At 67.0% G+C, this 23,817-nt stretch carries 25 protein-coding genes and 1 pseudogene; 14 read left to right on the top strand and 12 right to left on the bottom strand.

Annotated elements, in window-relative coordinates; translation table 11 throughout:
* Position 1: 1 nt before the first annotated feature.
* Entirely contained in the window at positions 2-985 is a 984-nt protein-coding gene (bioB, locus tag CDOO_RS00415; protein WP_018022303.1) for a biotin synthase BioB, read from the bottom strand.
* A 98-nt stretch (positions 986-1,083) separates the two neighbouring features.
* Here bioB and CDOO_RS00410 point away from each other — a divergent pair, with 98 nt between their 5' ends.
* Positions 1,084-2,409: a M20/M25/M40 family metallo-hydrolase gene (locus tag CDOO_RS00410; RefSeq protein ID WP_018022304.1), complete on the top strand. Its 1,326-nt coding sequence runs from the start codon at positions 1,084-1,086 to the stop codon at positions 2,407-2,409.
* On the opposite strand, the gene CDOO_RS00405 is transcribed toward CDOO_RS00410, so the two are convergent.
* The gene (locus CDOO_RS00405) at positions 2,397-2,699 is read right to left on the bottom strand and encodes a CHY zinc finger protein (RefSeq protein WP_020384646.1); all 303 of its coding nucleotides are present in this window, start codon (positions 2,697-2,699) and stop codon (positions 2,397-2,399) included. The two genes, CDOO_RS00410 and CDOO_RS00405, sit on opposite strands and share 13 nt — an antisense overlap.
* A gap of 204 nt (positions 2,700-2,903) precedes the next feature.
* On the opposite strand from CDOO_RS00405, the gene cynS reads away from it, so the two are divergent.
* Positions 2,904-3,365, top strand: coding sequence for a cyanase (cynS, locus tag CDOO_RS00400; protein ID WP_018022305.1), 462 nt, complete (start codon positions 2,904-2,906; stop codon positions 3,363-3,365).
* Positions 3,366-3,436: 71 nt separating this feature from the next.
* Here the strand turns inward: cynS and CDOO_RS00395 are convergent, their stop codons facing one another.
* The 3 genes from CDOO_RS00395 to CDOO_RS00385 all read right to left on the bottom strand — a co-directional run bounded on the left by CDOO_RS00395 (position 3,437) and on the right by CDOO_RS00385 (position 5,521).
* Positions 3,437-3,745: a HigA family addiction module antitoxin gene (locus CDOO_RS00395; RefSeq protein WP_018022306.1), complete on the bottom strand. Its 309-nt coding sequence runs from the start codon at positions 3,743-3,745 to the stop codon at positions 3,437-3,439.
* A gap of 201 nt (positions 3,746-3,946) precedes the next feature.
* Positions 3,947-4,972 carry an acyl-CoA dehydrogenase family protein gene (locus tag CDOO_RS00390; protein ID WP_018022307.1) on the bottom strand — a complete coding sequence of 342 codons (1,026 nt, stop codon included), beginning with the start codon at positions 4,970-4,972 and terminating at the stop codon, positions 3,947-3,949.
* A gap of 3 nt (positions 4,973-4,975) precedes the next feature.
* On the bottom strand, positions 4,976-5,521 hold the full coding sequence (locus CDOO_RS00385) for an OsmC family protein (RefSeq protein ID WP_018022308.1): 546 nt from the start codon (positions 5,519-5,521) through the stop codon (positions 4,976-4,978).
* 210 nt (positions 5,522-5,731) lie between these two features.
* On the opposite strand from CDOO_RS00385, the gene CDOO_RS00380 reads away from it, so the two are divergent.
* From CDOO_RS00380 to CDOO_RS00360, 5 genes are all read left to right on the top strand, one after another.
* Positions 5,732-6,886 (top strand): ABC transporter substrate-binding protein, encoded by a 1,155-nt coding sequence (locus CDOO_RS00380; RefSeq protein WP_026159417.1) that lies wholly within the window; start codon positions 5,732-5,734, stop codon positions 6,884-6,886.
* Positions 6,883-7,662, top strand: a complete 780-nt coding sequence (locus CDOO_RS00375) for an ABC transporter permease (RefSeq protein ID WP_018022310.1) — start codon at positions 6,883-6,885, stop codon at positions 7,660-7,662. Before CDOO_RS00380 ends, CDOO_RS00375 begins: the two co-directional genes overlap by 4 nt.
* Positions 7,655-8,422 (top strand): ABC transporter ATP-binding protein, encoded by a 768-nt coding sequence (locus CDOO_RS00370; protein ID WP_018022311.1) that lies wholly within the window; start codon positions 7,655-7,657, stop codon positions 8,420-8,422. Before CDOO_RS00375 ends, CDOO_RS00370 begins: the two co-directional genes overlap by 8 nt.
* Positions 8,423-8,463: 41 nt before the next feature.
* The gene (locus CDOO_RS00365; RefSeq protein WP_018022312.1) at positions 8,464-9,258 is read left to right on the top strand and encodes an SDR family oxidoreductase; all 795 of its coding nucleotides are present in this window, start codon (positions 8,464-8,466) and stop codon (positions 9,256-9,258) included.
* Positions 9,259-9,345: 87 nt separating this feature from the next.
* A complete protein-coding gene (locus tag CDOO_RS00360) occupies positions 9,346-10,512 on the top strand; it encodes an MBL fold metallo-hydrolase (protein ID WP_018022313.1) in 1,167 nt (388 codons plus the stop codon).
* A gap of 6 nt (positions 10,513-10,518) precedes the next feature.
* Here the strand turns inward: CDOO_RS00360 and CDOO_RS00355 are convergent, their stop codons facing one another.
* Positions 10,519-11,049 carry a DUF1707 SHOCT-like domain-containing protein gene (locus tag CDOO_RS00355; protein WP_018022314.1) on the bottom strand — a complete coding sequence of 177 codons (531 nt, stop codon included), beginning with the start codon at positions 11,047-11,049 and terminating at the stop codon, positions 10,519-10,521.
* Positions 11,050-11,169: 120 nt separating this feature from the next.
* On the opposite strand from CDOO_RS00355, the gene CDOO_RS00350 reads away from it, so the two are divergent.
* From CDOO_RS00350 to CDOO_RS00335, 4 genes are read left to right on the top strand one after another with little or no spacing between them, the layout of a single operon-like run.
* Positions 11,170-11,880: an SDR family NAD(P)-dependent oxidoreductase gene (locus tag CDOO_RS00350; protein WP_018022315.1), complete on the top strand. Its 711-nt coding sequence runs from the start codon at positions 11,170-11,172 to the stop codon at positions 11,878-11,880.
* 10 nt (positions 11,881-11,890) lie between these two features.
* A complete protein-coding gene (locus tag CDOO_RS00345) occupies positions 11,891-12,595 on the top strand; it encodes an SDR family oxidoreductase (protein ID WP_018022316.1) in 705 nt (234 codons plus the stop codon).
* Positions 12,596-12,607: 12 nt separating this feature from the next.
* On the top strand, positions 12,608-12,961 hold the full coding sequence (locus CDOO_RS00340; protein WP_018022317.1) for a hypothetical protein: 354 nt from the start codon (positions 12,608-12,610) through the stop codon (positions 12,959-12,961).
* Positions 12,962-13,876: a hypothetical protein gene (locus CDOO_RS00335; protein WP_018022318.1), complete on the top strand. Its 915-nt coding sequence runs from the start codon at positions 12,962-12,964 to the stop codon at positions 13,874-13,876.
* On the opposite strand, the gene CDOO_RS00330 is transcribed toward CDOO_RS00335, so the two are convergent.
* Complete coding sequence (locus CDOO_RS00330; protein ID WP_018022319.1) at positions 13,815-14,465, bottom strand: response regulator; 651 nt, start codon at positions 14,463-14,465, stop codon at positions 13,815-13,817. The genes CDOO_RS00335 and CDOO_RS00330 overlap by 62 nt on opposite strands.
* A complete protein-coding gene (locus CDOO_RS00325; RefSeq protein WP_018022320.1) occupies positions 14,465-16,066 on the bottom strand; it encodes a sensor histidine kinase in 1,602 nt (533 codons plus the stop codon). Before CDOO_RS00325 ends, CDOO_RS00330 begins: the two co-directional genes overlap by 1 nt.
* Before the next feature lie 140 nt (positions 16,067-16,206).
* Here CDOO_RS00325 and CDOO_RS00320 point away from each other — a divergent pair, with 140 nt between their 5' ends.
* The gene (locus CDOO_RS00320; protein ID WP_018022321.1) at positions 16,207-17,613 is read left to right on the top strand and encodes a CitMHS family transporter; all 1,407 of its coding nucleotides are present in this window, start codon (positions 16,207-16,209) and stop codon (positions 17,611-17,613) included.
* A 183-nt stretch (positions 17,614-17,796) separates the two neighbouring features.
* On the top strand, positions 17,797-18,729 hold the full coding sequence (locus CDOO_RS00315; protein ID WP_018022322.1) for a 3'-5' exonuclease: 933 nt from the start codon (positions 17,797-17,799) through the stop codon (positions 18,727-18,729).
* Between the two features lie 3 nt (positions 18,730-18,732).
* Here the strand turns inward: CDOO_RS00315 and CDOO_RS00310 are convergent, their stop codons facing one another.
* Positions 18,733-19,470, bottom strand: coding sequence for a Fic family protein (locus tag CDOO_RS00310; RefSeq protein ID WP_155861356.1), 738 nt, complete (start codon positions 19,468-19,470; stop codon positions 18,733-18,735).
* Between the two features lie 161 nt (positions 19,471-19,631).
* Between CDOO_RS00310 and CDOO_RS00305 the strand changes: the two are divergent.
* A pseudogene (locus CDOO_RS00305) lies at positions 19,632-20,850 on the top strand (IS256 family transposase).
* Between the two features lie 315 nt (positions 20,851-21,165).
* Here CDOO_RS00305 and CDOO_RS13765 read toward each other — a convergent pair.
* The 3 genes from CDOO_RS13765 to CDOO_RS00285 all read right to left on the bottom strand — a co-directional run bounded on the left by CDOO_RS13765 (position 21,166) and on the right by CDOO_RS00285 (position 23,746).
* Positions 21,166-22,048 (bottom strand): IS5 family transposase gene (locus CDOO_RS13765; protein WP_425389142.1). Its coding sequence is split into 2 segments (ribosomal slippage): positions 21,166-21,703 and positions 21,702-22,048, totalling 885 coding nucleotides; the frame shifts between segments, so codons are not numbered across the junction.
* A 46-nt stretch (positions 22,049-22,094) separates the two neighbouring features.
* Entirely contained in the window at positions 22,095-22,682 is a 588-nt protein-coding gene (locus tag CDOO_RS00290) for a DapH/DapD/GlmU-related protein (RefSeq protein ID WP_245616229.1), read from the bottom strand.
* Positions 22,683-22,726: 44 nt separating this feature from the next.
* Positions 22,727-23,746 carry a zinc-dependent alcohol dehydrogenase family protein gene (locus CDOO_RS00285; RefSeq protein WP_026159512.1) on the bottom strand — a complete coding sequence of 340 codons (1,020 nt, stop codon included), beginning with the start codon at positions 23,744-23,746 and terminating at the stop codon, positions 22,727-22,729.
* Between the last annotated feature and the right edge of the window lie 71 nt (positions 23,747-23,817).

Here is a 23,817-nt window from a genome sequence, read left to right as displayed (position 1 = left end):
GTCAGAGCACCTTCAGGGGGAGCTGCAGACGATCAAGCATGTCCAGGTCGGTCTCGGCGGGGCGGCCGAGCGTGGTGAGGTAGTTGCCCGCGATGATGGCGTTCATCCCGCCGAGCAGACCGGCTTCGGTGCCGTCGTCACCCAGCGTGAGCTCCCGGCCGCCGGCGAAACGCAGGATGGTGGCGGGCATGGCCAGGCGGAACATGGCGATCGCGCGCATGGCGTCGCCGCGGCTCATCACCTCGGCGTCGGCGAGCGGGGTACCGGGGCGGGGATCGAGGAAGTTGATGGGCACTTCGGCGGGCTCAAGCCCGGCGAGCTGGCAGGCGAACTCCACCCGCTGCTCCAGGGACTCCCCCATGCCGAGGATGCCTCCCGAGCAGATCTCCATGCCCTGCTCACGCACGAGCCGCAGGGTGTCGAGGCGCTCCGACCACGCGTGGGTGGAGACGATCCGGGGAAAGTGCGACGCGGCCGTCTCCAGGTTGTGGTTGTAGCGCCGGACTCCCATATCGCTGAGGCGTGCCGCCTGCTCCGGGGTGAGGATGCCCAGGGACGCGGAGATGTTAATGTCCACCTCGCGTTGGATGGCCACGATGGCGTCGCCGACCTGGTCGATGAGCCGATCATCGGGCCCGCGCACCGCCGCGACGATGCAGTATTCGGTGGCGCCGTTCTTGTGGGAGAGCTTCGCGCCCTCGACGATCTCGTCGATGTTCAGGCGCACCGCGCGCACCGGGGACTCTTTGAACAGGCCCGACTGGGAGCAGAAGGAGCAGTCCTCGCCGCATCCGCCCGTCTTCAGGCTGATGATGCCCTCGACCTCGACGAGGTCGCCGCACCAGCGCAGGCGGACCTCGTGGGCGAGGCGGCTGAGCTCCGCCAGCTGCTCGTCCGGGACGTGCAGGATCTCCAGCAGTTCCTCAGGCGGCAGAGGCTGTCCGGTGTCGAGCACGCGTCGCGCGCGCTGGAGGATGTCGGTCATGGTGGGTGCTCCGTTCGCTGGCGTTTTCTGCAGTATAACAAAACGGCGTTCAATTTGAGGAGTGGGAGTTGGCGGATCCGGTACCTACGATGTGATCCATGACGCTCTACGACGACACCCTCTCCCTGCTCCAGGCACTGATCCGCAACGCCTGCGTCAACGACTTCGTGCCGGACTCCGGCCACGAGTACCGCAACGCGGACACGCTGGCGGAGTTCTTCGCAGGGACCGACGTCAAGGTCGAGCGCTTCGAGCCGCACCCGGGCCGGGTCTCCATCGCCTTCACCGTCGAGGGCACGGATCCGACCGCCGAGCCGCTGACGCTGCTGGGGCACACCGACGTCGTCCCCGTGGACGCGGCCAAATGGACCGTGGACCCCTTCGGTGCGGAGATCATCGACGGCAAGATCTACGGCCGCGGATCGGTGGACATGCTGTTCATCACCGCGACCATGGCCGCCGTGACCAGGGACATCGCCCGTCGTGACCGGCCCCGGGGCACGCTGACCTTTGCCGGCCTTGCCGACGAGGAGGCCCGCGGCGGCTTCGGTGCCAAGTGGATCGTGGAGAACCGCCCCGACGCCTTCAGCTGGAAGAACTGCCTCTCCGAGACGGGCGGCTCGCACCTGCCCGTCGCGGACGGCTCCGACGCGGTCGTGGTCAACGTCGGCGAGAAGGGCGGGGCGCAGCGCCGGCTGAGCATCATCGGCGACGCGGGCCACGCCTCCACGCCCTACGGCAAGGACTTCGCGGTGGTGAAGATCGCCGAGGTCGCGCGGCGCATCGCCGCAATCGAGCCGCCGGTGCTTGGCGACGACGTGTGGACCGGATTCGTCGAGTCCTTCCGCTTCGACCCCGCCACCCAGGCCGCACTCATCGACGGCTCGGGTGACTACGCCCAGTTCGGCAGCCTCGCCGCCTACGCCCACGCCCTGTCCCACACCACGTTCTCCCAGACCGTGCTCCATGCCGGCAGCGCCATCAACGTCCTGCCCTCACACGCCTACCTGGAGATGGACATCCGCCCGACCCCAGGTGCGACGCAGGACGGGATCGACGACCTGCTGCGCGCCGCGCTCGGCGACCTCGCCTCCGAGGTGATCATCGAGCGGCTCATCTCCGAACCCGCCACCGTCTCCCCGGCGGAGGGCCCGCTGTGGGACGCCATCGTGGACACCTACGCCGAGCTCGTGCCCGACGCGGCCGTCGTCCCCGTCTCGGCCACCGGTGGCTCCGACCTGCGCTTCGGGCGTCGCCTCGGCGGGGTCGGCTACGGTTTTGCGCTGCACGCCCGGGAACGGGACATGGCCAGCGCGAACCGGGAGCTGCACTCACACGACGAGGCCCTGCACCTCGAGGACCTCCGCCTGACGGTCGAGGCCTACGAGCGGCTGGTGAACAGGTTCGTGGGTCAGGCCCAGTAAAGGTGCGCGTGCGCCGCGCATCCCGGATTGAACTCGTGCCCACACCCTGCACAGCCCGGCGCGGTCGAATACTCGTTGTAGCCCATGCGGTGTCCACAGATCCCACACTCCACCGCCTCCGGGTCCCGCTTATCGACGCGCCCGAACACGTGATCCGTTAATTCGTCGTGGCAGCGGTGACAGGCGAAGTAGTCCCCGCACGTCCCGCAGCGGTTGAGGGCAATGTCCCGTGGGGAGCGATAGTGCGCACAGCGGCCCTGCGGGTCGAGGTCGACTCCCTGGCGGGTCATGGGGGGCTCCTCTTACTGGGGCGGGGGTTCGGAAAACCAACAGTGAGAAAGAACGCGGCCTTTAGCAAAGAAACTCGGGTCGAGTGCAAAAGGGCGGGGTCTTTCTCACTCTCGGTTTTTCGGGTGATTTCGGTGGCGATCTCCGGGCCAACTTTAACGTGCTAGCTTGGGCCGCACACGACCCCCGAGGGAAGCAGGTAGACCATGGCGGACGGAAACCGCGAAGCTCTGAATAAGGATCTGGCCGGACGCATCGTCGATACGGCGCGCATTCGCGCCGGCAAGACCTGGGCGGAACTGGCCGAGGCCATCGACAAACCGCTGGTCTGGACGACGGCCGCGCTGCTCGGCAAGCACCCGCTGACCGCCGAGGACGCCTCCGCGATCGGTAAGGCGCTCGACCTCGATGACGATGTCGTTGAATCGCTGCAGCTTCAGCCCTACCGGCTTGCCGACCAGGAGCTCGCCACTGACCCGACGATCTACCGTTTCCACGAGGCGCTGGGCGTCTACGGGCCCGCGCTGAAGGCCCTCATCCATGAGGAGTTCGGGGACGGCATCATGTCGGCCATCAACTTCAAGGTCGACTTCGACCGCCGGGAAGATCCGGATGGCGACCGAGTGGTCATCACCCTCGACGGCAAGTTCCTCGACTACCGCTGGTAGGCCTGCGGACTGTTGGAAAACCAACAGTGAGAAAGGGCGCGGCCTTTCTCACTCTCGGTTTTTCAAACGGCTCAGGCGGCGATGCCGGGGTGCGGGGAAATGTCGTCGAGAAGCTCCCCGAGGGCGCGCTGGCTCGTGGCCAGGTCGTAGTTCTGCTGGATGCCCAGCCAGAACTGCGCGGAGGTGCCGAAGTACCGCGCGAGGCGCAGGGCGGTGTCCGGGGTGATGGAGCGATTGCCGTGGACGATCTCGTTGATGCGGCGCGGCGGGACACGCAGCGCCCGGCCCAGTGCGTTCTGACTGAGGCCCAGCGGCGCCATGAACTCTTCCAGGAGGATCTCCCCGGGTGATGCGTCGGCTACTGCGTGCGGTGCGGTCATGATGGTCTTCTCCCCTAGCCGTGAAAATGTGCTCTGTGCAGCACCATAACGGGTGACGGCATGGGTGGCGGGGAGCGACACGGCGGGGTGTTGGTCTTGTTAAGACCAACGGCCGGCCCGACGGATAAAACCCCAGGTCGCTGAATGCGAAAATCCGCGTTGGTCTTAACAAGACCAACGCGGATCGGGGAGAACGCGGGCCTACTTGCCCTCGCGCACCCGCTCGAGCTCGTAACGCAGCTGCGCCTCGGAGGGCGACTGCACCGGAAGGAAGGACGCCTCGCGGTAGCGGCGCGATGCCGGGGAGGAGCTGGCGTAACCCGCACCGCCGGCGACACGCACCTCGATGTTGGCGGCCTTGACGGCGGCGTTGGCGGCGTCGAGACGCAGCACCAGCAGCGACTCCGGGTCGACGGCATCGCCCGCGGTGATCGAGGTGATGGTGGCGGACTGCCGCGCGCGCACGGACTCGATGTCGGCCCTGACCTGCTCAACGTCGTCGGCGAACGTGGCCTTCATGCCGTCGAGCTTCTGGCTCGCGGCCTCGGCGGAGGCTTCGGCCACGCCGAGGCACTCGGCGACCTGCATGACCACGAAGACGGGGCGAACGCCCTTCATGAAGGTGTCGAAGTCCCTGGTAAGAACCTGCTCCGCCGAGATACGCACGTTGTCGAAGGAGATCCAGGCGGACTCGGTGGCGTTGAGGCCGAGCAGGCCGAAGGGCTGGCCGAACTCGACACCCTCGTGGCCTGCCTCGAAGGCGAAGAGGAACTTCTCGCCTTCGGCGGTCTTGGCGCCGGTGACCACGATGGCGTCGTCATAGAGGTTCGAGGCCCAGCCGATCTTGCCGTTGACCACGTAACCCTCGCCGTCCTTCTCGGCGGTGAGGTCGAGCTCGCCCACGCCCGCGGCCTCCTTGAAGGCACCGGCCATGGCGGTGACACCGGGGTTGGTGCCGGCGGCGATGCGCTCGGCGAGGGAGCGGGAGTAGTCCGTGTCGGCGCGCTTGAGGTACTCGAAAGTCATGCGCGCGGCCCAGGTGGTGAATCCCACGGAGAGGTCCTCAGCGGCAAGCTCGCGCAGCGTGTCGGCAGAGGTGGCGTAGTCGGTGTCGATGAGCCCTGCCTCGCCGAGGGCGGGGAGGATGTACCGGCCGGGCTTCTCCCCCTTGTCGCAGGCTTTTGCGTTCTCGGCGACCTGCTCTCTCAGTGCGGAGTCGAGAACCATGGGTTAGACCAGCTCCGACGTGAGGGTGGCCGGGCGGGTGTAGGTGTTGACCACCGGGGACCACTCGACGGCGTCCTTCTGGATCTGGTCTAGGGTCTCGCGGTCGGCGTCGCCCTCGAGGTCGATCTTCACGTTGACGTTGGACACGCCCGGGCGCTTGTGCTCGCCGAGGTCGCCGACGCCCCAGGTCGGGGAAACGTCGATGTCGGACTCGATGTCGATGTCGAGCTTGGTGAGCTCAACGCCACGGTTCTGGGCGATGGCCTGGATGCCCACGGCGATGCAGGCTGCGAGTGCGGCCTGGGCGACCTCGGTGGGGTTGGGGGCGGAGTCGTCGCCGAGCAGCGGCTTGGGCTCGCCGACCTTGATCACGTGGCCGCGCACCTCGGTGTTGTTGCGGAAGTAGCCGTCGGCCTCGGTGTGGGTGCGGATCTTCTTGTTGCCGCCCTCCGGGTTGTCGATGTTCTTCTGCGCCAGGTCGGTGAGGGCCTGGTTGTCGATCGGCTCGATGGGCTCGCCGGCGTTGTGGTTCGGGGTGAGGTCAGACATGGTGCGCTCCCTGAGGTTGAAATTTATTCAGTAACGGCAACCAGTGTACGCCTCCGCCGCAAAATAGACAAGGTTGTTCAGTTCGTCACTTGTTACAGGCAGACCACAATGGACAACGGGCCGGTGACGCAATAGTATTTCCTCGAGACTTTGTGTACTGCTCGGTCTATCCAGCACGTCGAACGCCCGAATCGGAGCACCCTTCCCACGATGTCCCACGTCAACCTGCACATGAGCAGAAGGCAGCTTTTGCGTGCCGCCCTGCTCGTCGGCGGCGCCACCGTGGCCGGTTCCACAGCGGTGTCCTGCGCCCCCGCGTCCCGGCCGGCGGCCGGCGATCAGGTCACCATCGGCTTCGTCCCGATCGCCTGCTCCGCCCCCCTGCTCGCGGCCCAGGGCCGCGACCTCTTCGCCCGACACGGCGTGAAGGTCCAGCTGCGCAAGTACTCCGGGTGGGCCGACCTGTGGACGGCGTACGCCACCGGTGAGCTCGACGTCGCCCACATGCTCTCGCCGATGCCCATTGCGGCGGACTCCGGGGTCACCGACGCCGCCCGCCCCACCGAGCTGGCCTTCACCCAGAACACCAACGGCCAGGCCCTGACCCTGGCCTCCGCGCACCACCCGCACGTGCAGTCCGTCAACGATCTGCGCGGCATGGTGCTGGGCATCCCCTTCGAGTACTCCGTGCACGCGCTGCTGCTGCGCGACTATCTCATCGCCGGCGGACTCGACCCGGTCAGCGACCTGGAGCTGCGCCTTCTCCGCCCCGCGGACATGGTCGCCCAGCTCTCGGTGGAGGCCATCGACGGCTTCATCGGCCCGGAGCCCTTCCTCCAGCGCGCGCTGAAGACCGGCTCAGGGCGCATCTTCGAGCTGACCAGAAACATGTGGGACGGCCACCCCTGTTGCTCGGTGGCCATGGCCAAGGACTTCCGCACCCGGAACCCGGAGCAGGCGAACGCCATCACCGCGGCGCTCGCCGAGGGCGCCGCCTTCGTGGACAACCCGGAACATATCAGCGAGGCCGCCCCGCTGCTGGCCCAGGAGAAGTTCCTCAACCAGAAGCCCGAGCTCATCGCCCCGGCTCTGGCCGGGACGTACCTCTCATGGGACGACCGGGAGATCACCGATCCGGACTACCTCAGCTTCGGTGACAAAACCTCGGCCACTGCCATCACGTGGATGGCCGCCCAGATCGCCCGGTTCGGACTCGGTGGGGAGACGTTGAGGTGGGAGGATGCGTCGATACGCGACGCCGCCCGCAGCGTGCTCCCCGCCGACGCCGACACCTCCCTGGCCCCGGTCACCATCAACGGCCGCTCCTTCGACCCGAACCGACCGACCCTCGAGGACGCCTCATGAAGCAATCCACACCCTGGCACGCCGTCGTGCTCGGCCTCGCCCTGCTCACCGCTTTCCTGGGCGTATGGCAGCTGGCGGCGTCCTCCGGCTGGCTGTCCGACATCGCGCCGACACCGGCGGGCACCTTCACCCGCGGAGCGGAGATCCTCTCCGACCCCTTCTACCGCGACGGTCCCGCCTCGGTGGGCATCTTCTGGCACCTGCTCGCCAGCCTCCGGCGCGTGCTCACGGGCTTCCTGATTGCCCTGGTCATCGCCATCCCCCTGGGCTTCTGGCTGGGGACGTCCACCACGTTGCGACGCGCCGTCGACCCCCTCGTGCAGATCCTGCGCCCGGTCTCCCCACTGGCCTGGCTGCCCCTGGGGCTGGCGCTGCTGCGCGACGCGGAGAACACCGCCGTGTTTGTCATCGTGCTCTCGGCGCTGTGGCCCATGCTGCTCAACACCATCCAGGCCGTGCGCGACATCCAGCCGACCTACCTCAACCTCGCGGCCACGCTCGGCGCGAGCCGGTGGCAGCGCCTGCGCTTCATCATGGCCCCGGCCGCACTGCCCGGGATCATCACCGGCATGCGCCTGTCACTGTCGACGTCGTGGCTGGTCATCGTCGCCGCAGAGATGCTCGTCGGCGGGCGGGGCGTGGGGTTCTTCGTGTGGAACATGTGGAACCGCCTCGACGTCAACGCCATCGTGGTGGCCATCATCCTCATCGGCCTGACGGGCCTGATCCTCGACCACCTCGTCGCCTCGCTGCAGAAGGTTGTGCGTTATGACTAGTCCCATCCAGCTCACCGACGTGACCAAGTCCTATGGCGGTAACCGCATCATCGCGGAGACCTCGCTGACCGTGCGCGAGGGCGAGTTCGTCACCCTGCTCGGCCCCTCGGGTTCGGGAAAGTCGACCATCCTCAACCTGATCGGCGGCCTGGCCACGCCCACCACGGGCAGCGTCGAGGCCCTGGGCACGCCGGTCACCGCCCCCGGCCCCGAGCGCGGCATGGTGTTCCAGAACCACGCGCTGCTGCCGTGGCTGACCGCCCGCGGCAACATCGACTTCGGCCTGCGCTCCGCCCGACCCGACCTCAGTGCCGCCGAGCGTGAGGCCCGGACCACGCAGTATCTGGACAGCGTCGGCCTCTCCCACGCCGCAGACCGCCGCCCCGCGCGCCTGTCCGGCGGCATGCAGCAGCGCGTCGGCCTCGCCCGCGCCTTCGCCGTCGACCCGGAGATCCTGCTTCTCGACGAACCCTTCGGCGCCCTCGACGCCCTGACCCGCCGCCAGCTGCAGAATCTGCTGCTCGAGGTCTGGGAGGCCAGCCGCCGCACGGTGGTCATGGTCACCCACGACGTCGACGAGGCGATCCTGCTCTCCGACCGGATCCTGGTCATGTCGCCGGGCCCGGACGCCACCATCATCGAGGACCTCAGTGTCGACATCCCGCGGCCCCGGGTCGGTGCGGCGGGTGCGTCGGACCCGGGCGTCGAGAAGCGAACCTCCGAACTGCGCCGGCACCTGCTGGGGCTGCTCGAGCACTGAAACCCGGACAGGGGCGGGTGCCGGGGCTTAAGCTCCCAGGCATGACACGCTCAGTTTTCATCTCAGGTTCCGCCCGCGGCATCGGCCGCGCCGCCGCCCTCACCCTCGCCGAACGCGGATGGATCGTGGGCGTCTACGACCTCCTCGAGGAGTTTGAGTGGGCCGCCGACCTGGTCACGTCCGGCAAGATCCGCACCGGGCTACTCGACGTCACCGACCCCGAGTCGTGGGAAGCCGCCCTCGCCGACTTCACCGCCCACACCGGCGGCACGCTGGACGTTCTGGTCAACAACGCCGGCATCCTCTACGGAGGCGCCTTCATGGACGAGGGCGCCTACGCCCGCGACGGCGCGCTCGTCGACGTCAACCTCAAGGGAACCCTCAACGGCTGCCGGGCCGCGCACCCCTACCTGGCCGCCACCACGTCCGCCAAGGTGGTCAACGTGTGTTCGGCCGCCGCCATCTACGGCACCCCGGACATGGCCGTGTACTCCGCCACCAAGTTCGGCGTGCGCGGGATCACCGAGGCGCTCGACCTGGAGTGGGAGCAGGACGACATCGCGGTGCGCTCCGTCTGGCCGCTCTACGCCAAGACAGCGATGCTCGACGGGGTGGAGACCAGCGGCACTAAGCGGATGGGCGTGAGCCTGACCCCGGAAGACGTCGCCGTCGCCGTGGCCGACGTGGTCGAGGCCCCGCGCAGGACCCCGGCCCAGGTCCACTACCCGGTCGGGCGCAAGACCAAGCTAATGTACGCGGGTTCGCACTTCTCCCCCGCCTGGCTCACGCGGTTCATCAACGCCAAGCTCACCTCCGGCTATAAGGTTAGCCTGTAGAAAAAGTTATGATTTAGAACACAAATTATTAGGTTCGCAGTAATATGATGCGAGACACATTCTTCCTGCCGAGGAGTTTTCCGCATCATGACCATGACCCACTCCAACCGAAGCCCGCTCCCTTACAGCTCGACCCCGGGTCTCGCCGAAGCGCGAGGCCTGGCGGACAAGCCGACCTTCCGTCCCATCCCCGAGTTCGAGGGCCTGCATGAGGTCTGGCCCCGCGGAGACCGCCTGGAGGCGATCCGGGAGGCCGCCAAGAAGTACCGCGAAAGGTTCATCACCCAGGGCACCGTCCTCGGCGTGAAGTCCTTCGACATCGCCGCGGCCCCGTACCCCTCCGCCTTCGCGTTCCAGGGTTACACCGTCAACATCAACCCGCTGATCAGCATCATCAACCGCATGATCGTCATCCAGTACGAGGACTTCAACGGCGTCGCCCGCACCCTGGTGTGGGAACCCACCGTCGCCGACGGTTCCAAGAAGTCCCCCTTCTACAACAAACTGCAGCGCCTGGGTGGCAAGCTCGGCGGCGAGAAGATCTTCGCCAAGTACTACAACGACCCCGAGGACATCCTCCCCTCCCTGGGCATGGACAACACCGACGCCGACTACGTCTCCTTCGACCACCTGCACGTCCAGGACAGCCAGATGATCATGGGATCCACCGACACCCCCGCCCCCGGCGAGGAGCCCTTCGAGCTGCTGTTCCCGCGCGCCCGCATGCTCGTCCACGAGGCGGAGCTGGGCACGTTCGAGTCCCAGCACCCCATGCAGACGGCCTGGTACGTCAAGGACGGCATGAAGGGCGTCGACCGCGAGGTGCTGGCCTCCTTCGAGGGCGACGCCGAGATCGGCGTGGGCATCTCCCTGCTGTGGACCCCCGGCCACACCGACGGCAACCACTCCCTGTGCATCAACACCCCTGACGGTGTCTGGATCTCCTCCGAGAACGGCATGGCCGCTGACTCCTGGCAGCCCGAGCTGTCCAAGATCCCTGGCCTGAAGTCGCAGGCGAAGTTCTACGAGCGCGAGGTCGTCCTCAACGGCAACACACTCGAGGACTCTCTCGACCAGTACGACTCCATGATCAAGGAACGTGAGATGGCCAGCTACTCCCGCAAGGACCCGCGGTGGAAGCAGATCCTCCCGTCCTCCGAGTGCACCAACTGGAAGCGCCAGTGGCCGCTCATCCCTGGGCACGCCCACGGCGGCATGGACTACGGCGAGCTCAAGCGCCGCCGCGAGGTCTAACCCCGCCTACTGCCCCAGCTCGCGGCGCTTCTCGGCCGCGAGCCTGAGGCGTTCAGCCCGCTCCTCCTTCTCCTTCTGTGTGAGCTCCTCCGCCAGCTCCTCCTCCTCGTCACTGAGCTGGAAGACCGCGCGGGCTCCCCACGAGGCGAGAGCCGCGACCGGGAAGACCACCCAGAAGAAGTTCCAGTGGAACACGAAGAGGCCGAGGAAAAACGCGATCATGGTCACCGACCAGATGACCGCGTCCACGGCCTGGACCTTCCGGTTGCGTGCGAGGACATCGTCGAGCTCCTCTTGGGCCGCCACCTCTGAGCCCATGCGGTGGGCGGGCGGTTCGGCCCGGTTCGAGGCGGAGAGGCCGGGGAGGTCGTCGAAAAGCGAGGCCAGCTCTCCATGCGTCTGGGCCCCGGCTGCGCGGCCGGAGCGTTCGTCGAACTCATGCACGGTGAGGAAGCCGTCGGCGAAATAGGTGCCCAGGCGGTCGAGGGCCTCGCTGCGGTCTGCGTCGCCGGCCCGGTACGTGCTGTCGTCGGTCATGCGCTGGCTGCTCCTCACATGGGGTTTCTCCTAGGATACAACTTTAACAGCCACCCGGTGCCCCGGCGCGGCAAGATTTCTCCCGGCTGAACCCCGCTCGGCGCGGTTAAGCTGGGCCTCATGAGCGAACGCATTGCAGTAGTCACCGGCGCGACGGGCGGCATGGGCCGCGAGATCGTCGCCGACCTGGCCCAAAACCACCACGTGTACGCACTCGGCCGCGACGAAACCAAGCTCGCGGAGCTGGGGGAGCTCGAGAACGTCACTCCCCTGGGTGTCGACCTCGGCCACCTGCTCCAGGACGACGAGGTACTCCGGGAGGATCCGGACCTGGCCGTCATCGCGGACCTGCCGGAGATCGATCTGCTCGTGCACTGCGCCGCCCTGCTCGAGAGCCACACCCTGGAGGACGCGACCTACAGCGACTGGCACACCCAGATGGGCATCAACGCTCTGCAGCCGGCGCTGCTCACCCGCCTCCTGCTGCCCGGCCTGCGCAAGGCGGAGGGCCAGGTCGTGTTCATCAACTCCATCTCGGGCCAGGGCCCGTCCGCCGGCAGCATTGTCTACGGCGCCAGCAAGGCCGCGTTACGTTCCATCGCCGACAGCTTCCGCGACGAGATCTCCCCCGACGGCGTGCGTGTGGCCACCGTGTTCCCCTCCGGGACGGACACGGACATGATGCGCAAGGCCTCCGAGGCCAACGACGACGAGTACCACCCGGAGTACTACTCTGCGCCGGTGGAGATCGCCCGCGCGGTCCGGCTCATCGCCGACACCGGCGAGACCACGCAGTTCACCAACCTGGACATCCGTCCCCGCAAGCCCTAGGAGGCCACACATGACAGAACGCATTGCAGTAGTCACCGGCGCGACCGGCGGTATCGGCCGCACCATCGTTGCCGATCTCGCCCGCGACCACCACGTCTACGCCCTCGGGCGCAACGCGGAGAAACTCGCGGAACTCGCCGAGCTCGACCGGGTCACCGCCGTGGAGTGCGACCTGGTGGGCGAGCTCCTCGAGGGTTCCTTCTCCGCCCTCGACGAACTGACGCGTATCGACGTCCTGGTCAACGCCGCCGCCATCGCCGAGCGCCGCTCGGTTGAGGAGGCGTCCGTCGCCGACTGGCGCTCCCACCTGGACACCAACGTGGTCGTCCCCGCCGAGCTGACCCGCCGCCTGCTGCCCGCGCTCCGGGAGGCCGAGGGCCTGGCTGTGTTCATCAATTCCGGCGCCGGCCGAGGCGCATACCCGGGAAACGCCGTGTACGCGGCCACCAAACACGCCCTGTACGCGCTGGCCGACGCGCTGCGCAAGGAGGAAGCGAACGGTGGCGTGCGGGTCACCTCCGTGGCACCGGGCCCGGTGGACACCCCCATGCTCCAGGGCTTGACCGCCTCCGCCGGCGGCGACTACTCCCCCGAGCACTACATCGTCCCCGAGGAGGTCGCCGCTGCTGTGCGCACCGCGGTGGATGCCGGGCCGTCCACGCAGATCACGGACATCTCCGTCCGGCCGCGGGTGGAGCTGGCGGACCTTCGTTAACCTCGGGGGGCGATGAGTACCTCGACTGAGACTGACCTGACCGAACCGAGCCGCGAGCCACGCCACTATGTTGTCCCCGCCGTGGCGGTGACCCTGATCCTGCTGGCCCCGCCACTGCTCAGCGCCGTGCTCCCGGCGGCTTCCGTCGGCTGGTCGGTGTTGGCGCTGCTGGGAGTGACGGCGGTGATCCTCGGCTGGGTGGACGGGAAAACCTTCCGCTCCTCCTGGTCGTTTCCGCTGACTGCCGGGGCGGCGTACTTCGCGGACATGCTCCTGTACTTCAACGAGGGCACGTGGATCTACCTGCCCGTCCTGGTGATCCTCGCGGCGATCGCCGGGTGGCTCGGCGACCCGAAGGAGTCCTAGATGGAGGTCTGGACCTTCCACCACCCCGAGCAGGGAACCATCGAGGTTGAGCGTGGCACCGACGACGAGTTCCGCGAGTGTTACTCGTCCTGGCCCGAGGCGCCCGGTACCGCGGGAGACGAGGAGATGGGTAACGCCCTGCGGGCGAAACAGGGGAAGTCACCGCTGCGCCTCCAGGTGACGGTGAACGGCGAGGTGCGCCGCCGCCTGCGCAGCGTCCCCACCGGGCGGGTGCCGCTGCAGCGTCACGTGGGCGAGAAACTCAGCAGCGTCAGCTCCGCCACCGTGCACCGCGACAAACCCCACCTGCACATCCAGTCGAACTGGCGCGACGACATCCTCGCCATCGACTACCGCGAGGGTCCGGACATCGTCGAGTTCGACCCTCCGCCAGGTTCCCGCGGCGAAGCACGCAAGCAGGCCATGGAGTCGAGTTCCTTCAAACGCGTGGCCATCCCGCTGGCCACCGGACTGGGCAGGGCCGGCTGGGCGCTGAGCGTCATCATTCTCGGCCCGCTCGTGGCCAGGCTGATCGGCTGGCTGCTCAGTTTCCTCCCGGACTGGGAACTGCCGCCACTACCGCCACTGCCGCAGGTGTCGCTGCCGCTTCCGCAGTTTCCCCAGCCACCCCAGGTCTCCCTGCCGGTGCCCGCATGGCCGTCGATAAGCGTCCCCGAGCCGCCGGAATGGGTGCTCTTCCTGCTGGAATACAGCAAGGTCTGGATTCCGGTCGTCATCGGCATCGTCTTCGGGATCGTCGCGCTGCGTAATCACCGGCGTTCGGAGCGCAAGAAGCAGGAGTGGCAGGAAGAGACGCGTATCGACGCCCCGTCGACCGAACCGCGGGCTAAAATCACTCCGCCCGCGAGTACAGGTGCTCCGGCCTGCCCGACTGGCCGTAACGCAGCCGGATGATCACGCTTCCCTGGCCGGCTAGGTCCGCTAGCCGACGCTGTGCCGTCGCCCGGGACACTCCGGTGCGTTCGGCCAGTTCGGTGGCGGTCATTTCGGCGGAGCCCAGGGTGTCCAGAAGCAGCTGTTCCGTGGCTGCCCGCGCCGGACGCGCCACGGGAGTGGCCGAGTCGCTCAGCACCGCCCGGGCCTGATCCACCTTCTCCTGCGTGAGATCGCCGCCGGCGCTCAGCGCCTGGCGAAACCGCTGGTAGCCGTTCAGCCGGTCGGTGAGCTGCTTCCCGGAGAAAGGTTTGATGAGGTACGCCAGCGCCCCGGCCTGGAAGGCGCGGTGCACCGTGTCCGCGTCGGCGGCCGAGGAGAGGATGAGCGCGTCCGCGGCGGCCCGGCGCGCGAACTCGATGCCGTCGCCGTCGGGGAGATAGACGTCGACGAGGATGAGGTCCGGCGGGTCGGCGACCATGAGCTGGCGCGCCTCCCCCAGCGAACGCGCCGAGGAGAGCAGCCGAAATCCCGGGGTGGAGTCCACGATGTCCGCGTGGATGCCGGCCACCCGGAAGTCGTCGTCGATCACGGTCACCGTGAAGTCCATTACTGCTCTCCTGCCTGAGGTTGCCGGTCCTGCATGACCCGGGGAAGCCGGGCGGCCACGATGGCCCCGGAGCCGCTGCCGCCACGGTCGATGAGCCAGAGCTCCCCGCCTCGCCGCCGGGCCAGGTCGCGGCACAGCGAGAGGCCGATGCCGTGGCCGTGCACTCGGTCGCTGTCGTCGGCGCCTCGGTCCACCGGCGCGAGGAAGTCCACGCCCGGGGCCAGGCCGGGGCCGGAGTCCGCGGCAACCATGACCAGCTCATCTCCGGAGTCCATGAGTGTGACCTCCACCCAGCGGGGCTCCGGAGCTCCGGCCGCGGCGGTCACGCCGTTGCCCACGAGGTTACCCAGGACCGTGGCCACGTCCTCGACGACCCGCAGCTCACCCAGCACAAACGTGTCCTCCGCCAGCCGCAGCGCCACTCCGCGCTCGCCCGCCGGCAACGCCGCCGCGCCGAGGTAGGAACGCAGGAAGGGTTCCTCCAGGTGCTCGATTCCCTCCAGCGGATAATCCACCGGGCCGTGCTGCTGCAGGTCACGCAGGAAGCCGGCCGCCTCGTCGCTACGCCCGGCGTCGATGAGCCCGGCGGCCGCATGCATGGCGTTGGCGAACTCGTGGCGTTGCACACGCAGCGCCGAGGTCATCGAGCGCACCGAATCCAGCCTGCCCGCCAGGGCGGTGAGGTCCGTGCGGTCACGCAGCACGACGACGCTGCCCAGCACCCGGTTTCCGCGGCGCACGGGTTTGACGTCGATGTAGAGCACGTGCCCGCCCACGACCACACCGTCGACGGACTTCAGGGGGATGCCCAGCTTCTCGACGCTCGTTCCCACCGGATCGCGCCCGAGCACCGACGTGGCGCGGTCGTTGGCCATCTGCACGGTCCCGCCCTCGTCCACGGCCAGCACTCCGTCGTCGACGCCGTCGAGCACCACCGCCTGGGTCTGCACCAGCGCGGAGAGCTCCTCGGGCTGGATGCCCAGGGTGGTCTTCTCCCACCACCGGCGCAGCAGCAGCGCGGCGATCCCTCCGACCACCAGGGCGAGGACGCCGCCGCCGGCGATGACCACCAGGACCAGGGGTAGGTCGTCGTAGGCGCTGGCGGGTTGGAAACCGACGCTGACCTGGCCCACCGGGGTATCCGATCCCGGCGCGTAGACCGGCACCTTCGCACGCGCGGAGGGGCCGAGGGTGCCCGTCTCCCAGGCGGTGACCTCCTCGCCGCGCAGGGTTTCGCTGAAGCTCGTGCTCACGGTCTCGCCGAGCTTCTCCGTCTCGGGGTGGGACAGGCGCTTGCCGGAGGAGTCGGTGATGACCACAAACAGCGCGCCGGAGCTGAGGGCGGATTCTGTGGCGAGTTGTTGGAGGGGGCCGTCGATAAGCGAGGCCCGGTCCGGGAGGACGCCGTCGGCGGACTGCGCGGCGACCTCCGCGCGCACGACCGGCTGTGCGGCGACGGTGCGCGCGATGAGCAGGGCGGAGTTCTCGGCGTCGTCGCGCAGCCTCTCGACGGCGAAGTACGTGTACACGCCGGTGGCGACCGTGACGACCGCCAGGACCGTGGCGAGCTGAAGCAGCAGCACCTTGGTGGTGAATCTCAACGCTCCTCCGCCCCGTGAGCTTTATGCGCACAAGTTACTTTACGCACTTGTCTGTGGCTAACTATCACAACATGGCTTTTGTGATGGACGACACCTTATGCTGCTGAAACAGTCTCACCCCACACGTCCGAGGAGCACCCTTGAGTTCTCACAGCATACTGACGCTCGCCCAGGAAGCGGAAGAATACGCCGTCAGCTACACCCCTTCCGACGGGATCCTGGTCCTCCTCGGTTTCGGCATGATCCTCACGTTCATGACGCTGATCATGCTGGGCCGGGTCACCCCGATGGTCGCGCTGATCACCATCCCCACGATCTTCGGTCTCATCGCCGGCGCCGGCTTCGGCATCGGCGACATGGTCATCGACTCGGTCAAGAGCATGGCGCCGACGGCCGCGTTGCTCATGTTCGCCATCATGTTCTTCGGCCTGATGATCGACGCCGGCCTCTTTGACCCGCTCATCCGGGTGCTCACCCGCACGCTTGGCGACGACCCCGCCAAGGTGGTCATGGCCACGGCCATCCTCGCCGCGGTCGTCTCCCTCGACGGCGACGGCTCGACCACCTACATCATCACCACCTCCGCCATGCTGCCCATCTACCTGCGCATGGGCATGAACCCCGTCGTGCTCACCGTCGTCGCCGGCCTGGCCAACGGCACCATGAACATCCTTCCCTGGGGCGGGCCGACCGTCCGCGCCGCCGCGGCTCTCGGTCTCGAGCCCAGCGAGGTGTTCGTGCCCATGGTTCCGTCGCTCGCCGCGGGTATGGTCACCGTGTTCGCCCTGGCCTGGTTCCTCGGCATCGCCGAGCGCCGCCGCCTGGGCGGCAAGGTCGACGCCTCCCGCTTCGCCGCCACCGAGCAGGTCGACCACTTCGATTCCTCCATGGCCGACACCGCGCTCAACCCCGACCGCAAGACGCTGCGGCCGAAGCTCATCTGGGTCAACGTGGCCATCACCGCCATCGTCATGGTCCTGCTCATCATGGACGTGCTGCCACTGGCGTACGTGTTCATGGCCGGCACCGCGGTCGCCCTGCTGGTCAACTTCCCGCACGTGCGGGACCAGGCCGACGAGATCACCGCGCATGCGCCGAGCATCGTCAGCGTCGTCTCCATGGTGCTGGCCGCCGGCGTGCTGGTCGGCGTGCTCAGCGGCACCGGCATGGTCGACGCCATGGCGGCCTGGATCACCAGCGTCATCCCGGAATCCATGGGCCCCTACCTCGCCGTCATCACCGGCCTGCTGTCGCTGCCCATGACGTTCTTCATGTCCAACGATGCCTTCTACTTCGGCATCCTGCCCGTGCTCGCCGAGAGCGCCTCGCACTACGGCATCGAACCCGTGGAGATGGCCCGGGCCTCCATCACCGGCCAGCCCGTGCACATGCAATCCCCGCTGGTCCCCGCGATCCTCCTGCTGGTCTCGCTGGCGCGTGTCGATCTCGGCGCCCACCACCGCAAGGTGCTCTGGCGCGCGATCATCGTCTCCCTGGTCATGCTCGCCGTCGCACTGCTGGTCGGGGTCGTGCCGCTGCACGCGTAGGTGGGCCGGCCGCCGGTGCAGAAAAGCAACAGTGAGAAAGAGCGCGCCATTTTACATTGTGGGCTGTCTACTGTGCAAAAGGGCCCGTCCTTTCTCACTCCCGCTTTTCCGGCCAACTCGCACTCGAACACACCCGCGACCCCGCCTTGCCCCGCGTCCACCCCACGCGCTTAACTGACCGTCATGGCACATCTCAACGGACGCGACGTCTACGACTGGCTCCCGGTGATCGCCCGCAGGAAACGCACCGGCCAGCCCGAGGAAGCCCTCGACATCGCCGTGGCCTGCATCAACGCCTTCCCCGGCCGCATCCCCGTCCGTTTTCTTACCCAGGCCACAATCCTGCAGCATTCGCTCGCGCTTTTCGACGACGAGATCACGCTCCTGCGCAGAGCGCTCCGCGATTCCTATGACCTCGCGGACGAGCTGGAACTCCACAAACGCCTGGCCAAGGCACAGGAGGCCGCAGCGAAACGCGACGGGAAGGATGCGCAGGTGTTTCGGGCGAGGTGGCGGGAGCTCGTCGATACGCAGAAGTCGTTGCCCAAGCCGCGCCCGCGATTCCTGCCCACCGCCGCCGAGCTGGCCGAGGAGGAGTTTGTGGCGGTGGACTTCGAGACCGCCAACCGGCGCGGCGCGCTGTCCGCGTGTCAGATCGCGTTGACCAAGGTCCGCGACGGGCGCGTGGTGGATCAGTTCGACACGCTGCTGCGCCCACCGGCCGGGTTCGAGCACTTCGAGTTCTCCTGGCTGCACGGCATCACCTTCGAGGATGTCGTGGACGCGCCGCGCTGGCCCGAGGCAGCCCCGGAGGTGGCCAGGTTTGTCGCCGACCTCCCCACCTACGCACACAACGCCGGGTTCGACCAGGGGGTGTGGGCGGCCCTGGACCAGCACTTCCACACGGCCAGCCTGCCGGAGAAGTTCTACTGCACCGTGCAGCTGTCGCGGCGCACCGCGCCCGGGCTGGACAACCACAAGCTGCCCACGGTCACCGACTTTTACGTGCCCGGTTTCGAGCTCAACCACCACCGCGCCGACTCCGACGCGGAGGCCTGCGCGCTCATCGTCGCGGCCATGCAGCGCGACGACGCGGTGGCACAGGTGCTGGGTTAGGCCCTAGATCCTCGGCACCGGGCGCGCGGCGGGAGGCGCGATCGCGGTATCGAACCTCGTGCTGGCCAGGCGGCGCTCGGCGAGCGTGATCAGGTCGAAGACCTCTTCCGCGACATACCCCGTCACACCCCGGTCGATCGACTTCTTTCGTAATATCCCCGCGTCCACGAGGTTCTCCAGCGCTTTCCCCGAGGATGTCCTGGACGTGCCGAAGATCTCCGCCGCTACAGGCGCGGTGAGGAGAGGGTAATCTGCAAGCCGGTCCAGGATGCGCTGTTTGACCGAATCGGAGCGCAGGGCCCTAGTTATTCCTGTTTGAGCGCGGTGACCGATCATCCTCTCCCGCCACTCTTCCTGCAGGGATTCCAACTCGCCTGCAATCCTGCCTGCCTGATCCGCGGCCTCATCCGCGGCATCGAGAAAGATCTCGATCCACTCGCACGCTCCTGCGGGTCCACACTCGACGTCACGGAACCGGGTGAGCCCGTGAACGTAGCGCTCTGACCAAGTGCCCAGGACCATACTGATGGGCAGGACCCGTGAACCTACCAAGCCCCTGCGTTGAAGAACGGCATGAATGAGGGCGCGACCGACACGCCCGTTTCCGTCGGCGAAGGGGTGAATCGTCTCAAACTGAGCGTGAACGAAAGCTGCCTGAATCAAGGCACCCTGGGCTGCCCCAGACAGGTATTCCACCAGATCGTCCATCAGATCCGGCACAAACTCAGGCGGCGGGGGCATGAAGTCCGCCTCCAGCGGCGGGTTGCGTCCGTTAGCGTGGTGTATCTGTAACTGCCGGTGACAACCCTCATGAATGCATAAGACGACCACCGCAGTACCTTTCGAATCAACTCCTACATCTCCTCGAAAGGGACACCACGACGGCCGCTGGCCCCCATTCTATCGACCCCACCACCTACCTCGACGAACTGCTGTCTCAAGCCTCCCCGGACCTGATGAGACAGATGCTGCAGAAGTTCATCAACCAGATCCTCTCGGCCCAGGCGGACCAGGTCTGTGGCGCCGACTACGCGAGTGTCAGCGATGCCCGCGTCAACACCCGCAACCGATACCGCCACCGCGACCTCGACACCCGCGTCGGCACCATCGACGTCGCCGTCCCCAAGCTGCGCACCGGTTCGTTCTTCCCGGACTGGCTGCTGGAACGCCGCACCCGGGCCGAACGGGCCCTGACCACCGTGATCGCCACCTGCTACCTCAAAGGCGTGTCGACGCGCAGGATGAACGACCTGGTCGCCAGCTTGGGGATCAACAACCTGTCGAAATCACAGGTATCCGAGATGGCCAAAGACCTCGACGTCATGGTCGAGGACTTCCGGACCCGGCCCCTGGATACCGGCCCCTACCTGTATGTTTCATGCGACGCGCTGACGATGAAGGTCCGTGAAGGCGGCCGCGTGGTCAAAACCTCCGTCCTGCTGGCCACCGGCGTCAATGCCGAAGGGTATCGGGAGTTGTTGGGCATGCAGGTCGCCACATCCGAGCCTGTGGCCTCCTGGACCGGGTTCTTCCGCGACCTCAAGGCCCGCGGCCTGAACGAGGTGTACCTGGTCACCAGTGACGCACATCTGGGCATCCAGCACGCGATCGGCGAGGTGCTGCCGAATGCGTCCTGGCAGCGGTGCCGGACGCACTTCGCGAAGAACCTCTCCGGTCTGGTGCCGAAGACGCAGTGGCCAACATTGTCGGCAATGTTCCAGACGATCTTCCAGCAACCCGATGCCCAGGCTGTATGGGATCAGGCCCAGGAGGTGGTGGGCTTCTGTGAGCAGAAGTTCCCCCATGTCGCGCACTCACCTCGAGGAAGCGCTCGACGAGCTGCTGGCGTTCACGAACACGCCAAGGGCGGTGTGGACGAAGATGTGGTCGAACAACCCGACCGAAAGGCTCAACCGGGAGATCCGCCGGCGCACCGACGTCGTCGGGATCTTCCCCAACCGCGACGCCGTCGTCCGCCTCGTCGGTGCCGTGTTGGCGGAGCAGCACGATGCTTGGATCCAGCAGAAGCGCTACATGTCGCTGACGAGCCTGGAGCAGACGAAGACGATGATGACCGCCGGCGTCATCGATGCCGGCGAGCCCACCCGGGAGGTCGCATGAGCCAGTCTCACCATCGGGCTCGTGCCGGTCCCTGCCACCGTCATGCTGCTTGTTTTATCGAAAGGCAGATACACCACTTCCGCGGACTTGACCGTACCGGAAAGAAGTGCCACCCCCAGGTCATCCAAGCGAAAAGTGCCGACGACTTCATAAAACCAGCCTTCCCACATGCGGTCAGGAAAACATCTCGCGTCCTGGACACTGGAGGCCCTGACTGCGGTTGTTGGTAGGTGGAATACTCACCGTCATCCCCTGATGATCCCCTGATGATCCCCTGATGATTGCAGCGGAGGCCACGGTGACTTAGGGCGTGTCTCATAACCTCCGGAGCCAGGCCACGACCGCCGCGATGAGGACACCGGCCCGGTAGACCAGGGCGTGTTTGTCGTAGCGGGTGGCCAGGCCCCGCCATTGTTTGAAGTCACAGAAGCGACGTTCCACGACGTTGCGACTCTTGTAGGACTCGGCGTCGAACGCCGGTGGCCTGCCACTACGCTGACCTTTACGTTTACGGTTGCCGACCCGGTCGGCGGGCTCCGGAATCGTCGCCTTGATCCGCCGTCGACGCAGATAGTCGCGGACCTGACGCGAGGAGTACGCCTTGTCGGCGCGCAGCTCGTCCGGCCGGGTGCGTGGCCGGCCCGCCCGTCGGGGCACCCGAAACTGCTCCAGCAGGGGGACACACATCGGGTTGTCTCCGGCCTGGCCCGGGGTCAGCAGCATCACCAGGGGCATGCCCGCCCCGTCGACCATGGCGTGGATCTTGGTCGACAGTCCGCCCCGTGAGCGCCCGAAGGCGTGGTCAGCCGGCTCGGTGAGCAGATTCGTGTAATTCGACGAAGCCCCCTGTGTGGCGGGTGATGTTGGTGGCGTGCTGGTGGGCGCGGTTGATGGTGGAGTCGACTGACACTGACCAGTCGATCATGTCGTCGGCGTCGGCCTGGGCCAGCAGGCGTTGCAGGATAGTGTCCCAGGTGCCGTCGATGGCCAGGCGGTGGTGCCAGCGGTGGACGGTTTGCCAGGATCCGAAACATTCCGGCAGATCACGCCACGGGATGCCTGCTCGCAGGCGGTAGATGATGCCTTCGACCGTGCGCCTGGGATCGGAGAACGGGCGTCCCGGACGACCCACCGGGTCGGGCAGGAGGTCGGCGATCTTGTCGAACTGGGCGTCGGTCAGCATCTGGAAGCGTGACATGCGTCAAGACTCGCATGTCACGCTTCACTCAGTTATGAGACATGCCCTAGTCGGTCAGGGAGCGCACCACTCGCGCGGGCGAGCCTACGACGATGGAGTTTTCCGGTACGTCCTTCGTCACGACAGAAGCGGCCGCTACCACCGCGTTCTCACCGATCGTCACACCTGGCAGAATGGTCACATTCGACCCGATCCACACATTGCGGCCGAGGATGATGGGTGCGGGATGCATGTCCGCGCGTTTGCTGGGGGCAAGATCATGATTGAGGGTGGCAAATACGGCATTGTGCCCGATGAGGGAGTCGGAGCCGATCACCACGCCACCCTGGTCCTGGAACTTGCACCCGGAGTTGATGAAGATGCGCTTGCCCAGGGTGATGTTCTTCCCGAAGTCGGAGTAGAACGGCGGGAAAACGGTCACCGATTCGTCCACGTGCGCACCGATGAGTGTCCCCAGGAGCTCCCGGACCTGGGCGGGATCGTGATAGCTGCCGTTGAGTTCTGCGGTAATGCGCAGAGCCTCCTGGCTCACCTGGTGCATGACCTCATGCAAGGGTGAATTCCCGGGGATGGTCTGGCCGGTGTTGAGTGCTTCAAGCAGGTCGTTGAGGTCCACTGTGTTCTCCTCAGTCAAGGGTGGGATAGATAAGGGTGATAAGTGGTGACCACGGGGGGGATTTAGAAGGTGAGCATGGCCTTGATTGCGCGGCGCTCGTCCATCGCAGCGTAAGCCTCCGCTGCGTCCTCCAGCGGAAGCGTGAGATCGAAAACCTTGCCCGGGTCGATCTTCCGGTCCCAGATCAGCTGGATCAGCTCGGGCAGGAACCGGCGCACCGGGGCGGGCCCACCGTGCAGGTGCACGGTGGAGAAGAACAGTTCATCACCAGGCAGCTGCACGCCGTGGGAGACCCCGACAAAGCCCACGTGCCCACCGGGTCGGGTCGACCGGATGGCCTGCATCATCGCCTCCTGCGTGCCGACCGCCTCGATCACCGAGTGGGCGCCCAGCCCACCGGTCAGTTCCCTCACCCGGGCGACGCCCTCGTCGCCGCGTTCGGTGACGATGTCGGTGGCCCCGAATTCCCGGGCCAGGGCCTGCCGGTCGGCGTGCCGGCTCATGGCGATGATCCGCTCGGCACCAAGCTGTTTGGCGGCGAGCACCCCGAGCAGACCGACCGCGCCATCGCCGACCACGGCGACCGTTTTCCCCGGGCCGGCTTCCGCGGCGACGGCGGCGAACCAGCCGGTGCCTAACACATCGGAGGCGGCCAGCAGGGACGGAATCAGATCCGGGTCGGGCTGGCCCGGGGTGGCTACCAGGGTTCCGTCGGCCAGCGGGATCCGGGCGTACTCCGCCTGGGTGCCGATGCTGCCCATCATCACGGCGTGGACACACCGCGACTGGTAACCGGCCTGACAGATCTCGCAGGTGTTGTCGGAGGCGACGAAGGAGCCGACAACGAAGTCACCGACCTGGATGTTGTTCACCTGGTCACCGATCTGCTCGACGACGCCGACATACTCATGGCCCATGGGCTGATGGTCCACCGTTTCCGCCCCACGGTAGGGCCACAGATCCGATCCGCACACGCACGCCGCAGTCACGCGGATGATGGCGTCGGTGGGCTCGATGATGGTGGGTATCTCTCGCTTTTCGACTCGCACATCACCGGGGGCGTGCATTATGACACTGCGCATGACTGGTCCTTCTGGGCTGCTGGGGAGAACGGGATAGGTCTCGGCACTAGGGCCGGAAAGTGTGCCCCGCG

The sequence above is a fragment of the Corynebacterium doosanense CAU 212 = DSM 45436 genome (assembly GCF_000767055.1).
Classification (GTDB): Bacteria; Actinomycetota; Actinomycetes; order Mycobacteriales; family Mycobacteriaceae; genus Corynebacterium; species Corynebacterium doosanense.
This window is presented reverse-complemented; position numbering and strand designations above follow the sequence as displayed.